The following is a 12,425-nucleotide window of genomic DNA, read 5'->3' as shown; positions in this document are numbered from 1 at the left end:
CTGGATTCACCCGCCGTAACGGCGGGAAGTCAGGTGTCAGGGGAAGGTGCTGTCGGATCAGGAGTGCTACTGGGTCAGGAGTGCTATCGGCGCGTGCTCACGCTGCTGTGGGCAGGTTGGTCAGGGTTCGTCGGGCATTGGCGCAGATCGGCTCTCGGTACCGGTCGGGGTGTGCCGGGTCCGGCGGTGGCAGGAACCAGGGGTACTGGTCGGGGCCGGCGAAGACCTCCCAGCCCAGGGTGTGAATGAAGCCGTGGTGGCGCCGGCACAGCAGGACGCCGTTCACCAGGTCGGTGGCGCCGCCGTGCGCCCAGTGCTTCATGTGGTGGGCGTCGCACCACGATGGGGGTAGGCCGCAGCCGGGGAAGGCGCAGCCGCGATCGCGGATGGCCAGGGCCTTGCGCTGGCCCGGGGTGAACAGCCGGTGCTCGCGTCCGACGTTCAGCGGTAGACCGTCGTCGTCGAGCAGGGCCACAGCGACCGATGCTTCACACATGAGCAGTTCGGCCATCGCGACGCTCGTCGGCCCGGTGAACCCGAACTCCGCTACCCGGGTGACCTCCTGGTCGACATCGGCCAGCGGGATCTGCACCACCGCCCCGGCCGGAGTCGGGGCCGAAGCGGTGGTCTGTCCTCCCGGGGGACCGGAGCTGCCGGTGGCAGTCGAGGCATCGGCGGCGGGGCCGGGCGAGGTCAGGCGAGCCGGGACGAGCAGGGTGGCATGGGGCAGGACGCCGCCGGAGAGCGGGCGTTCCGAATGTGACAGGTAGGTGCGCACGATCTGGGTGAAGGCGTCCGCGCGGCGCTGCCCGGCGGACCGGGTGTCGGGGCTGCCGTCGGGTTCGGGGATCGGCCGGCACAGCGGGTCCAGGGCGGCATTGAGTTCCTCGCCGGACAGCACATCCAGGTCGAGGCGGGCCTCGATGCGGCCGTCCTGACCTTGATGGACGGTCATCTCGTTGAGGGCCAGGTCCTCCGCCGGGGGCACCGCAGTGTCGGAAGGGTCGTCCGGTGCCAGCCGGTGGGCCCAGGCCCGGGCCTTCTGATCGACCTTTGCCGGAGTGGTCTGCACCATCAGTGACGAGATGACCTGGTCACGCAACTGCTCGGTCACAATGGTGCGCTGGTCGATGTGTGCCAGGCCGCGGATCACGGCGTCGCCCATCTCGGCGCTGACGGCGCCGTCGCGCATGCCCCGGCTCACCGCGGCGGTGGAGGTCAGTGCGGCGCCCAGGCGTGCGGTGCGATACGCCGCGGACGGGGCCATCCCCAATCCGGTCAGCACCGCGCCGACGGTGCGCAGGCGTTTGCGCTGCGGGAGGCTCGTGCGTTCCATCGTGGCGGCAGCGCGGGCCAGCAGATGGTCGACGGTGTTCTTCAGAGCGATCGCCGCCGCAACGATCGCCAGAACGGTGCGGTCGTCGTCGACCGGGCGAGCACGGTCCAGAAAGTCGGCGAGACCGGCCGCATCCGGTGGTGCTTCGGGCCCGACCGCAGCCGGATCGATGGTCAGATCGTCGGCCAGCCGGTCGGCGAATGCGGTCAATTCCAGAGCATTCATCTCTATCCCCCAGAGACGTGTAACAATCCTGTGTACTGTCAGGTGCCCGGCCGGTCGGCCCTCCGGAAGAGTCGATCGTGGCTGCTCAACGCGTGTTTTCAAGTTGTGCCCTCACTGTATCGCGACCCTCCGACAAACAGCGTCGGCGGCGATGGCCGGTGGCAGTCGGACCGGTCGGGAGCCGGTTTTATGCGGTGCCCGTCTCTTCACTCGAGGCATACTCGACGGGTGCGCTCACGGCTGCTGTTGACCCTGGCCGGGATCGCGGGCGTCATCGTCCCGGGAACCGTGGCCGTGAACGTCGCCCAGCAGGTGTTCGGCAACGATCCCTGTGATTCCGCGTTGCCGTTCGCGAAGGAGTCGGGACTGACGTTGTCCGGCGAGGAGGAAGTGGTCTCGTGTGAGTGGCACCCGGGTTTTCGTGATTCGTCCGGACAGCTGACGGTCCGCACCCGCTCGCTCGAGAGCCGCGAGCGACTGCTGGAGCACTCGGGGGCCAGCGAGGAACTCGCCCGCAGCTGGCACCGGGTGGGCGACGGCCCGGCACAGCAGATCGTGCGTCGGCCGAATCTGGAGCGTTCCGAACAGGTCTACACAGCCCGGTCGAGCTCGCGCATGTTGTCCATCAGCTACGACGACGCAGTCGAGAAGGGACTCCTGCTGCACATCCGGGCGGTCTCGATCTAGCGGCCCGAGTCAGTGGAGCTCGCTGTGCGGCCGGTTCACGGTGCGCAGGGCGTTGCGCAGATCCTGATCGCTGATGGTCATCAGATCGGCGTCGGTGACCTCGTCGAGGAGGTCGCCGCCGGCCAGCCGAAGCTCGCGTTCCTCCTCTGCGGCCTCGATCAGATTGCGCACGAAGCGGCCGTTGCCGGCCACATCGGTACCGCGACGCGGGCCGGTCGGGGTGGCGACGACGTCGTCGTACAGCGCGCTGAAGGCCTGGTGCAGGGTCTGGGCAGCGGCAACAGACAGGCGTGCGTCGCGGCGCTGGGCGATGATCTCGGCGATCCGGGTCAGCTCAGCGGGCAGGTACGACGGGAAACGGATGCGGCGGGCGAACCGCGAGGCCAGACCCTCGTTCGCGGCCAGGAGCCGGTCGATCTCGGCGTCGTAGCCGGCGATGATCACCACCAGCCGGTCGCGGTCGGACTCCATCCGGGCCAGCAGGGTGTCCAGTGCTTCGCGTCCGAAGGCGTCGCCGCCGGTCAAGCCCTCCTGGATCAGGGTGTAGGCCTCGTCGATGAAGAGCACGCCGTCCATCGCCGAGTCGATGACCTGCGCCGTCTTGGGTGCGGTGCTGCCCAGGTATTCGCCGACCAGATCGCGGCGGGAAACCTCCACCACGCGGTCGGTGCCGAGCAGGCCCAGCCCGTGGTAGAGCTTGGCGACGATCCTGGCGATCGTGGTCTTTCCGGTGCCGGGCGGACCAGCGAAAGCCAGATGCAGGCTGCGTTCACCGGTGCGCAGACCCCGCTCGGCGCGCAGCTTGGCCAGCGTCGCCGTGGACCGCAGACGCTGCACCTGGGCCTTGACCTCGACGAGGCCGACCTGCTCGGCCAGTTCCTGCTCCAGCGAGTCGAGGGCGTCGGGAGCGGGATCGGCCGGGTCGGCGGGGCAGTGCGGTTCGACGATGCTGCCGGGGCCCGAGAGCACCAGCCGGTAGGCCGGATCGGACAGCGCCCGGGCTGCTTCGCCGTGCCCCGGGTCGAGGGCGAAGGCCTCCTGGAAGCAGGTGCGAGCGGCGGCTTCGTCGTCGTTCTCCCGCAGGGCCATCCCGATGGTGAAGACGGCTTGTGCGTGGGCGTTGGTGAGCGGACCGCGGCGGGTCTGTTCCAGGCGGCGGATGCCCTCGTCGAACAGGCCCAGATGGACGCAGGCGGTGCCGGCCAGTAGCGTGCCGGCCGCCGCCAGGTACTCGTCGTCCCAGTGATCGACCCGGGTCAGGGCGGCCAGGACCTCCGGCCAGTCGCGGGCCCGCAGATGCAGTGCCGCCCAGCAGAATTCGACGATCGGCTGATCGACGCCGGTCAGTTCGGCGAGCACTCGTCGGGCGCCGTCGACGTCGTCTCCGGACATCAGGGAGGCGGCATAGGCCAGGGTTGCTTGCGTGGCATCGGCGACCGGATAGTCCACGAACATGCCGGTCGGGGCGCGGCCGCACAGCAGACCGGTGGGTAGCCCGAGGCGGCGCTGCTGCACGCCGATGGAGGTGCGGGCCGAGTAGAGGCCGAACAGCGTCTCGCCGCTGTTGTCACCGGCGGCCAGCCGACCCAGCCAGGCGTCGCCCATCTGTGGGTCGGCTTCGCTGGCTCGAGTGAAGGCGAGTAACGCCTCCGGCGTACCCAGCCGGGCGATCCCGGCATCGAAGTAGTCGCGTGCGATGCGCCGCAGATCAGTTGCAGTCATGGTCCCCCCGAACCCCAGAGCTGTGGGGAAGACGTTAGTCGCCGGGACCGCGGTCGACCACCGGATCCGCACACATTTCTCTGACATAGACTGTTGGGTGTGAGCGCCCAGGTAGATACCGTTTCCCACGCCGCCGATACTCCCGATGTTCCGCAGCCCTACGCCGAACTCGGTCTGAAGGACGACGAGTACGCACGGATCCGTGAGATCCTCGGCCGTCGTCCCACCGAGGCCGAACTGGCGATGTACTCGGTGATGTGGTCCGAACACTGCAGCTACAAGTCCTCGAAGGTGCACCTTCGCTACTTCGGTGAGACCACCACCGAGGAGATGAAGAAGGGCATGCTCGCCGGTATCGGCGAGAACGCCGGCGTGGTGGATGTGGGCGACGGCTGGGCGGTGACCTTCAAGGTCGAATCGCACAACAGCCCCAGCTACGTCGAGCCGTATCAGGGCGCGGCCACCGGTGTGGGCGGCATCGTCCGCGACATCATGGCGATGGGCGCCCGGCCGATCGCGGTGATGGACCAGCTGCGCTTCGGCGCGGTCGACGCCCCCGACACCCGGCGTGTGGTGGATGGAGTGGTCCGCGGTATCGGTGGCTACGGCAACTCCCTGGGCCTGCCCAACATCGGCGGCGAGACCGTCTTCGACGCCAGCTACGGGGGCAATCCGCTGGTGAACGCACTGTGCGCGGGTGTGCTGCGCAAGGAGGACCTGCACCTGGCGTTCGCTTCGGGCAAGGGCAACAAGATCATTCTGTTCGGGGCGCGCACCGGACTGGACGGCATCGGCGGCGTGTCCGTGCTGGCCTCGGAGACCTTCGACGAGGGCGACGGCGAGTCCGGTCCCAACCGCAAGAAGCTGCCGAGCGTGCAGGTGGGCGATCCGTTCGCCGAGAAGGTCCTCATCGAATGCTGTCTGGACCTGTACCGCGACGAGCTGGTGGTCGGCATCCAGGACCTCGGCGGTGCCGGTCTGTCATGTGCGACCTCTGAGCTGGCCGCGGCCGGTGACGGCGGCATGTACATCGAGTTGGAGAAGGTGCCGATGCGCGCCGAGGGCATGACCCCGGCCGAGGTGCTCTCCAGCGAATCGCAGGAACGTATGTGCGCGGTGGTCAAGCCCGAAGACGTGGACGCCTTCATGGCGGTCTGCCGCAAGTGGGATGTGCTGGCCACCGTGATCGGAGAGGTGACCGACGGGGAGAACCTGGTGGTCGACTGGCACGGCGAGACCGTGGTCGACGTGCCGCCGAAGACCGTCGCCGACGAGGGCCCGGTGTACAACCGCCCGTTGGCCCGCCCCGAGTGGCAGGACGAGCTGGTGGCCTCGACCACCGCGGAGCTGACGCGTCCGCAGACCGGCGACGAACTCCGGGAGACCTTCCTGACGATGCTCGCCAGCCCTGCGCTGTGCAGCCGCAAGTTCATCACCGAGCAGTACGACCGCTATGTGCGTGGTAACACCGTGCTGGCCGAGAACGCCGACTCGGGCATGATCCGGATCGACGAGGAGACCGGCCGCGGCATCGCGATCTCGACCGATGCCTCGGGCCGCTACACCTATCTCGACCCGTACCGCGGCGCCCAGCTGGCGCTGGCGGAGGCCTACCGCAACGTCTCGGCCACCGGGGCGGCGCCGCGTGCGGTGAGCAACTGCCTCAACTTCGGTTCGCCGGAGGACCCGGCGGTGATGTGGCAGTTCAGCCAGGCCGTGCGCGGTCTGGCCGACGGCTGCGCGCAGCTGGGGATCCCGGTGACCGGCGGCAACGTCAGCTTCTACAACCAGACCGGATCCACGCCGATCCTGCCCACGCCGGTGGTCGCCGTACTCGGTGTGATCGACGACGTCGATCGCCGTCTACCGACCGGTTTCGGTTACGGTGCAGACCCCGGTGACCTGCTGATTCTGCTGGGGGAGACCCATGACGAGTTCGACGGGTCCATCTGGGCGCAGGTGATGCACGACCACCTCGGCGGTGTGCCCCCGCAGGTGGACCTGGAGCGCGAGCGTCTGCTGGGCGAGGTCCTGGTGGCCGGCTCCCGCGACGGACTGATCACCTCGGCGCACGACCTGTCCGAGGGCGGCCTGATCCAGGCCGTCGCCGAGTCCGCACTGGCCGGGGAGACCGGCTGCCGGGTGGTACTGCCCGAGGACGCCGATCCTTTCGTGACGCTGTTCTCGGAGTCGACCGGCCGCGTCCTGGTGTCGGTGCCGCGCACCGAAGAGTCTCGACTGGTCGCGATGCTCGATGCCCGCGGTCTGCCGTGGACCCGGATCGGCGTGGTCGATCAGGGCAGCGACAGCGTCGAGGTTCAGGACCAGTTCACGGTGACCCTGGACGAGCTGCGCGAGGTTCACGAGGGCACGCTGCCGCGCCTGTTCGGCTGAGGTCCTCGGCTACGCTTTCGGTACCGTACCCGGCGTGAGAGGAGTCACACCATGACAGGACCGAACGAGGACCCCCAAGACCGGGACCCGCAGATCCCCGACGGAGGGATCCCGGACCCCCAGATCCCCGGTGCGCCGTACGGGCAGCAGCCGCAGTACGGGGGTGCCCCGCAGTACGGGCAGCAGCCCTACGGCGGTGCGCCCCAATACGGGGCCCCGCAATACGGGGGTGCGCCGCTGGCTGCGCCACCGGCCAACAGCATGACCTCGTCGATCCTTGTCACCGTGGCCAGTTTCATCCTGGGCTGCGGCAGTTGCCTGCCGTTCATCGCGGGCATCGTCGGCATCGTCGCGATCGTCAAGGCGAGCCAGGTCAACAAGATGTGGGCGATGGGCGATCAGATCGGTGCGCAGACCTCGGCGGCGGACGCGGCCAAGTACTCGAAGATCGCGTGGATCGTGCTCGGTGTGGCCGTAGCGCTGGCCGTTGTCAGCTTCATCATCCTTGCGGCGACCGGCAACCTGCACGTATACACCGACACCTACAACTTCAGCAGCTAAGAGCGGCGCGTGGCGCAGGGCATGGGGATCTCCGCGGGGCCGGTCGAACGGGCCGGTGCAGTCGCTGTCGCCGCGGCCCGGCACCGGATCGTCGGTCCCGCGGCGGCGCTCGCCGTCGTGGGCGCCGGCGCCGCGATCATCTGGTTCGCCGACCCCACCACTCCCGGCGGCATCATTCCGCCCTGTCCCACCAACGCTCTGCTGCACGTCAACTGCCCCGGCTGTGGGATGTCGCGGATGCTCTACAGCCTGTTGCACGGAGACCTCGGTGCGGCACTGCACTTCAACGCACTGGGCGTCCTGTTCGTCGTGCTGGCCGCGGCGTCATTGGTGACCTACACGGCGGGTTTGTGGCGCGGTCGACCGCTCCGCGGCTGGCACGAACTCCGGTATGCGCCGATGCTGCTGCTGGTGGCCACCCTGGCGTGGTTCGTGGTCCGCAACCTGCCGTTCGCGCCGTTCCTGGCACTGGAAGTCTGACCGCGACCACGCCGGCCGATCCGCTGTAGCCGGCGGCCGATTCGGGGGTCAGCCGCCGTAGAGGGCCGCCACCCCGTCGGGATCGTCGACGGTGATCTGGTCGACCCCCAGTTCCAGCAGCCGATCGATCACCGGCCGCCACCCCGGGTTCGCCGGACCGGCGAAAGTGTAGGCGTCGACGCGGCGTCCGCTGTCGTGGAAGGCGCCGATCAGGTCGACGCCGTCGTCGTCGGCGGCCAGGATCAGCCGGATCTCCAGGTAGATCATGCTCGCACGCGGGGACGCCGTGCACGCGGCTTCGACGAAGCCGGCGAAGTCGCGGGAGGCCAGCAGGGCGTCGGCGGCACCGCGATGGCACGGGTCGTAGCCGACGGCCAGTCCGGGGACCGCGTCGGTGAGCACGCGCACCGCCTCGGCGTCCCCGCACGAGAGGATCGCATGCGAGGCGAAGGGTGCCACCGCGGCGGCGAAGGAGGCGATGCAGCGACCGTCGAGAGCGCGCGCATCCTCTTTGAAATCCAGTTGCAGCGAGGCGGTGGGCGGCAGTTCCATGCTGTCGAGCAGCCCGGCGAGGTCGTCGAGCAGCAGGACGGGGTCGTTTCCGGCGCGACCGTCGGCGGAACGCAGTCGCAGGGCGCGCAGCTTGTGCGCCGAGGCCCGATGCACTTGGCCGCGTCCGGTGGTGCCGGGCGCCAGGTTGCGGTCGTGCAGGACGACGAAGCCGCGGTCGCGGTGGATCAGCAGATCCACTTCCACGGAGGCGCCGGCGCGCAGCCCCTCGACGATGCGGCTGGCGGTGAACGGTGTATCGCTCGCGCGGCGGCGGGCCCGATGCCACTTGAGCATCGTCGTGCCACGGCGATGGCGCAGACCGATCGGAGCGCTCACGGCACCGGCCAGTTGTGCACCGCCTCGCCCTCATGCATCAGGGCGACGTAATCGGCGAGCATGCCGCGCAGTGCCTGGGGACGATCCTGTCCGGCGCTCTCCCGGGCGGCGACCGCGCGACGCTGCCACACCGAACCGGTCTGTTTGGTGACGCAGCGGCCCTCGATGATCTTCAGATAGCGATTGCGGGCCTTCTCCGAGACGCCGTAGCCGATCAAGCCGCGCTCGGCGATCGGCAGCAGCCGGCGCAGCGTCAGCTCGTCGGCGCGGATCCACCCGAGATCGGGCCAGTAGAGCTGGGCGTCCATACCCCAGTGCGCGCCGGCCGACAGGTTCTCCCGTGCCGCGTCGAAGGACATGGCGGCCCAGACCGGTAGGTCCTCCTCGACCAGACCGCGGGCCAGACCGTAGTAGAAGGCGGCGTTAGCCATGATGTCGACGACGGTCGGGCCGGCCGGCAGCACGCGGTTCTCTACCCGCAGGTGTGCTTTGCCGTCGAGAACGTCGTACACGGGCCGATTCCATCGGTAGACCGTGCCGTTGTGCAGGCGGAGCTCGTCGAGCATCGGTATCTCACCGGCGTCGAGGACCGCGAGCGGATCGACGTCGGTGGACACCGGCAGCAGGGCGGGGAAGTAGCGGGTGTTCTCCTCGAAGAGATCGAAGATCGTGTTGATCCACCGCTCCCCGAACCAGACACGTGGCCGCACCCCCTGATTCTTCAGTTCCAGCGGCCGGGTGTCGGTGGCCTGTTCGAAGACGGGGATGCGCGTCTCGTGCCACAGGGCCCGGCCGGCCAGGAAGGGGGAGTTGCCGGAGATCGCGACCTGCACCCCCGCGATCGCCTGCGCGGCGTTCCAGTGGGCCGCGAAATCCTCCGGAGCCACCCGTAGGTGCAGTTGCAGGGAGGTGCAGGCGGCTTCGGGGAGGATCGAGTCGGTGGTGGTGTGCAGGCGGTCGGCGACGGCACCTGCGGTGAGCGGGACCCCGGTGATGTCCAGTTCCAGATCCTCGCCCCGGGCGGCGAAGATCTGCTCATTGAGCAGGTCGTAGCGAGGGTTGGCCGAGATCCAATGGTGACCGAAGTGTTCGGTGCTCAGGGTCGGGAGCATACCGACCATCACCAGATGGTTGCCGGTGGTGGCCGCGGCGGCGTCGGCCCGGTTCAGGGAACTGCGCAGGCTCTGCTCCAGGCTCACGGTGTCGCCGCCGACGAACGGCCGGGGCGAGACGTTGATCTCGATGTTGAACTGGCCCAGTTCGGTCTGGTACGCCGGGTCGGCGATCGCCTCGAGGACCGCGGCATTGGCCTTCGACGGGTTGGCGGCGGCGTCGATCAGATTGAGTTCGACCTCCATGCCCAGCAGCGGCTCGGGTTTGCGGCCCTGATCGGTGAACAGACCTTCGGCGAGCATGCGGGCGATGGCTTCGGTGCCGCGGGAGACCTGTTCGCGGAACCGGACCCGATCGTCCCCGGTGAACTTCTGGCGGCTGACGTCTTCGCCCATCTGGCAATCGTAGGGAACTTTCCTGCGGCTCGGGCGCTCTCACGTACGAACCCCCCCCAACCCGGCCGGCCCTCAGTCCGGCCGACGCACGGGTGGCACCCTGGCAGAGGAACGGCTGGAGTGCCACCAGCGACATATCCGAGTTCAAGGAGAAGTACATGAACGGTCCGTCGCCCTATGATCCGCAGGATCAGCAGTCCCACCCCGGACAACAGCAGTACTACGGACAGCAGCAGTCCTACCCCGGACCGCAGCCGTATCCGGGCCAGCAGCAGTTTCCGGGGCAGCAGCCGTATCCGGGTCAGTCTTATCCGGGGCAGCAGCCGTATCCGGGTCAGTCCTACCCAGGCCAGCCGGCGTACCCCGGCCAGCCCTACCCGGCGGCGCAGCAGTATCCGAATCAGCCGCAGTTCGCCGGCGGTCCGTACCCGGGAACCCCGCCGACCGGCGGCCCCTCGGGCGTCACGTCGCGCATCGCCGCGATTCTGGCGCTGCTGGGCGTGATCCACATGCTGGTGCTGCTGGTGAACACAGCCGGGGCGTCCGTTGACGACATCAGCGGACTGACCGCATCGCAGGTGGATTCGATCGAGACACTCAACACTGCGCAGCTGGTCACTGCCATTCTGGTCGGTCTATTGCTTGCCGCCGGCGGTGTGCTGATGCTCCTGCGCAACGTGATCGGTCGCTGGCTGGTCATCGGCGGCTGCGTCCTCGACATCATCGTGTGGCTGGTCGTCGGCATCTGGTTGCAGCAAGTCCTCAGCGACGTCAGCGACCGGCCGGGCGTGGAATTGGATACCGCCTACGCGACCGGGATGGGGATCGCCTGGTTCATCGTCCTGCTCTTCCCGATCGTGACCCTGGTGCTCGCGCTGGTTCCGTCCACGACGAAGTGGTTCGCTGCGACGAACGCCTGACACGCCGTCGTTTCTGCGCCGGCTGACCCGCCACGCTGGTCCTGGCGAACCGGGTGCCGACTGTCAGCTGGCTGCTCGGCGGGCGAACTCGCTGTCGTCAGAGGTTGCAAAGGTCGCGTCTCCGCTGATCTGGGACGATGGTGGGGTGACCGAACCGTATCCTGGTGATCCTCAGCAGTGGGGCCCCTCGCAACCTCCGCGACAGCATCCGCCGCAGCAGCCACAGTTTCCTCACTACCCGCAGCAGCCGCCGTACCCGCAACAGCCGCCGCAGCAGCCGTACCCGCAACAGCCGCCGCAGCAGCAGCCGTACGCGCAGCAGTCGCAGCCGCAGTACCCGCAACAGCAGTACCCGCAACAGCAGTACCCGCAGCAGCCGCACTACCCGCCCGCGCCGTTCGGCTACGCGCCGGCGCCGGTCGTACCGCTCAGTCCCGCGGTGGCGGTCATCGCCTGGATCATGCTCGGGGTGAGCTTGGTGACCATCATCGCCGCGAATATGACCTGGGCGTCGCTGGGGGTCCTCAGTGTCAGCGGGACCGACGACGGTAGGGACGGCTGGATCACCTTGGTGCTGGCGCTGATCGCCGCGGCCGTGGCGCTGGCCAGCGGGTTGATCAGGAAGCAGTCTGGAATCCATCTGGCAGCCGGCATCGTAGGACTGCTGTGCGGATTACTGATCGCCGCAGTCGCCCTGATCGACATCGTCGACATCGCCGACAGCGGCGTCAACGTCGGCGGTGGGCTGATTCTCACCCTGCTGTGCGGTATCGCGCTGGTCGGTGTGGGGATCGCGGGCATAGTCAAGCGCCGCTGATCGATCGGCGCGGCTGATCAACCGCCGAAGGGTGCGATGGCTCCCCGCTCGATGATCTGCTCGACGACGTCGTCGCTGGTGCGTTCCTGCCCGATACGGAGTGTTTTGTTGGTGCCGTGATAGTCGCTGGACCCGGTCTGCAGCAGCCCGAGGTCGCTGGCGATCCCGGCCAGCTCGGTGCGCGCGGCCGCATCGTGGTCGGGATGCTCGACCTCCAGGCCTGCCAGCCCGAGCGGCACCATCGATTCCAGTACCTGTCGGGTCAGCACTGTGGCGGCGGCCCGGGCGCGCGGGTGGGCGATGACCGGGACGCCGCCGGCGGCGGTGACCATGGCGATCCCCTCGGTCAACGGCAGCGCCCGCAGTGACGCGTAGTACGGCCCTTTCTCGTTGAGCAGTTCGGTGAACGCTTCACCGACCGAGCCGACGACGCCGGCTTCGACCAGTGCGCGTCCGATGTGGGGGCGGCCGATGGCGCTGTTGCCGGCGATCTCCTCGACCCGTTCGAGGGTGATCGGGAGGCCGGCGGCGATCAGGTTCTCCACGATCCGCGCGCCGCGGCCGGCGCGTTCGGTGCGCATCCGCTCCCATTCGGCGACGATCGCCGGATCGTGACGATCGAACAGATAGCCCAGCAAGTGTACCGACACCAAGGTGCCGTCCGGGCCGGGATGTTTGGTGGAGAACTCGGTGCCGGGCAGCACCCGCATACCGGGCGGCACCAGCTCGGCTGCCTCGTCCCAGTGGGCGGCGGTGTCGTGGTCGGTGATGCCCAGCGTCGTGAGGCCGGCGTCGGCGGCGGCGGCGAACAGTTCGGCGACCGAGTCGGTCCCGTCGGACCAGGAGGTGTGGACGTGTAGATCGGCGGTGCGGCTCACACCGGCGAA

11 protein-coding genes are annotated in these 12,425 nt (G+C 68.7%); 6 read left to right on the top strand and 5 right to left on the bottom strand.

What is annotated here, in order from left to right; translation table 11 throughout:
• Positions 1-97 precede the first annotated feature (97 nt).
• Positions 98-1,561, bottom strand: coding sequence for an HNH endonuclease signature motif containing protein (locus GOHSU_RS10825; protein ID WP_005941188.1), 1,464 nt, complete (start codon positions 1,559-1,561; stop codon positions 98-100).
• A 228-nt stretch (positions 1,562-1,789) separates the two neighbouring features.
• Here GOHSU_RS10825 and GOHSU_RS10820 point away from each other — a divergent pair, with 228 nt between their 5' ends.
• On the top strand, positions 1,790-2,248 hold the full coding sequence (locus GOHSU_RS10820; RefSeq protein ID WP_005941185.1) for a hypothetical protein: 459 nt from the start codon (positions 1,790-1,792) through the stop codon (positions 2,246-2,248).
• Positions 2,249-2,257: 9 nt separating this feature from the next.
• Here the strand turns inward: GOHSU_RS10820 and eccA are convergent, their stop codons facing one another.
• Positions 2,258-3,970 carry a type VII secretion AAA-ATPase EccA gene (gene eccA / locus GOHSU_RS10815; protein ID WP_081597779.1) on the bottom strand — a complete coding sequence of 571 codons (1,713 nt, stop codon included), beginning with the start codon at positions 3,968-3,970 and terminating at the stop codon, positions 2,258-2,260.
• Between the two features lie 99 nt (positions 3,971-4,069).
• Here eccA and purL point away from each other — a divergent pair, with 99 nt between their 5' ends.
• Genes purL through GOHSU_RS10800 form a run of 3 tightly spaced genes read left to right on the top strand, consistent with a single transcriptional unit; the run spans position 4,070 to position 7,405 of the window.
• Entirely contained in the window at positions 4,070-6,364 is a 2,295-nt protein-coding gene (gene purL / locus GOHSU_RS10810; protein ID WP_005941179.1) for a phosphoribosylformylglycinamidine synthase subunit PurL, read from the top strand.
• 51 nt (positions 6,365-6,415) lie between these two features.
• Positions 6,416-6,925 carry a CD225/dispanin family protein gene (locus GOHSU_RS10805; protein WP_005941176.1) on the top strand — a complete coding sequence of 170 codons (510 nt, stop codon included), beginning with the start codon at positions 6,416-6,418 and terminating at the stop codon, positions 6,923-6,925.
• A 9-nt stretch (positions 6,926-6,934) separates the two neighbouring features.
• Positions 6,935-7,405 (top strand): DUF2752 domain-containing protein, encoded by a 471-nt coding sequence (locus GOHSU_RS10800; protein WP_005941174.1) that lies wholly within the window; start codon positions 6,935-6,937, stop codon positions 7,403-7,405.
• Between the two features lie 48 nt (positions 7,406-7,453).
• On the opposite strand, the gene GOHSU_RS10795 is transcribed toward GOHSU_RS10800, so the two are convergent.
• Together GOHSU_RS10795 and GOHSU_RS10790 are read right to left on the bottom strand one after the other, a co-directional pair.
• On the bottom strand, positions 7,454-8,251 hold the full coding sequence (locus tag GOHSU_RS10795) for a glycerophosphodiester phosphodiesterase (RefSeq protein ID WP_005941172.1): 798 nt from the start codon (positions 8,249-8,251) through the stop codon (positions 7,454-7,456).
• A 38-nt stretch (positions 8,252-8,289) separates the two neighbouring features.
• The gene (locus GOHSU_RS10790; protein WP_005941170.1) at positions 8,290-9,801 is read right to left on the bottom strand and encodes a glutamate-cysteine ligase family protein; all 1,512 of its coding nucleotides are present in this window, start codon (positions 9,799-9,801) and stop codon (positions 8,290-8,292) included.
• Positions 9,802-9,959: 158 nt separating this feature from the next.
• Here GOHSU_RS10790 and GOHSU_RS17085 point away from each other — a divergent pair, with 158 nt between their 5' ends.
• Together GOHSU_RS17085 and GOHSU_RS17030 are read left to right on the top strand one after the other, a co-directional pair.
• Entirely contained in the window at positions 9,960-10,721 is a 762-nt protein-coding gene (locus GOHSU_RS17085) for a DUF3824 domain-containing protein (protein WP_005941167.1), read from the top strand.
• Positions 10,722-10,866: 145 nt separating this feature from the next.
• Positions 10,867-11,538, top strand: coding sequence for a hypothetical protein (locus tag GOHSU_RS17030; protein ID WP_024332921.1), 672 nt, complete (start codon positions 10,867-10,869; stop codon positions 11,536-11,538).
• A 17-nt stretch (positions 11,539-11,555) separates the two neighbouring features.
• On the opposite strand, the gene GOHSU_RS10775 is transcribed toward GOHSU_RS17030, so the two are convergent.
• Positions 11,556-12,416 (bottom strand): PHP domain-containing protein, encoded by an 861-nt coding sequence (locus GOHSU_RS10775; protein WP_005941158.1) that lies wholly within the window; start codon positions 12,414-12,416, stop codon positions 11,556-11,558.
• Positions 12,417-12,425: the final 9 nt, after the last annotated feature.

It is taken from the genome of Gordonia hirsuta DSM 44140 = NBRC 16056 (genome assembly GCF_000333015.1).
Classification (GTDB): Bacteria; Actinomycetota; Actinomycetes; order Mycobacteriales; family Mycobacteriaceae; genus Gordonia; species Gordonia hirsuta.
This window is presented reverse-complemented; position numbering and strand designations above follow the sequence as displayed.

Coding starts and splice junctions, on each gene's coding strand:
- GOHSU_RS10825 (WP_005941188.1), bottom strand. CDS start 1,561: ATGAATGCTCTGGAATTGACCGCATTCGCCGACCGGCTGGCCGACGAT.
- eccA (WP_081597779.1), bottom strand. CDS start 3,970: ATGACTGCAACTGATCTGCGGCGCATCGCACGCGACTACTTCGATGCC.
- GOHSU_RS10805 (WP_005941176.1), top strand. CDS start 6,416: ATGACAGGACCGAACGAGGACCCCCAAGACCGGGACCCGCAGATCCCC.
- GOHSU_RS10795 (WP_005941172.1), bottom strand. CDS start 8,251: ATGCTCAAGTGGCATCGGGCCCGCCGCCGCGCGAGCGATACACCGTTC.
- GOHSU_RS10790 (WP_005941170.1), bottom strand. CDS start 9,801: ATGGGCGAAGACGTCAGCCGCCAGAAGTTCACCGGGGACGATCGGGTC.
- GOHSU_RS17085 (WP_005941167.1), top strand. CDS start 9,960: ATGAACGGTCCGTCGCCCTATGATCCGCAGGATCAGCAGTCCCACCCC.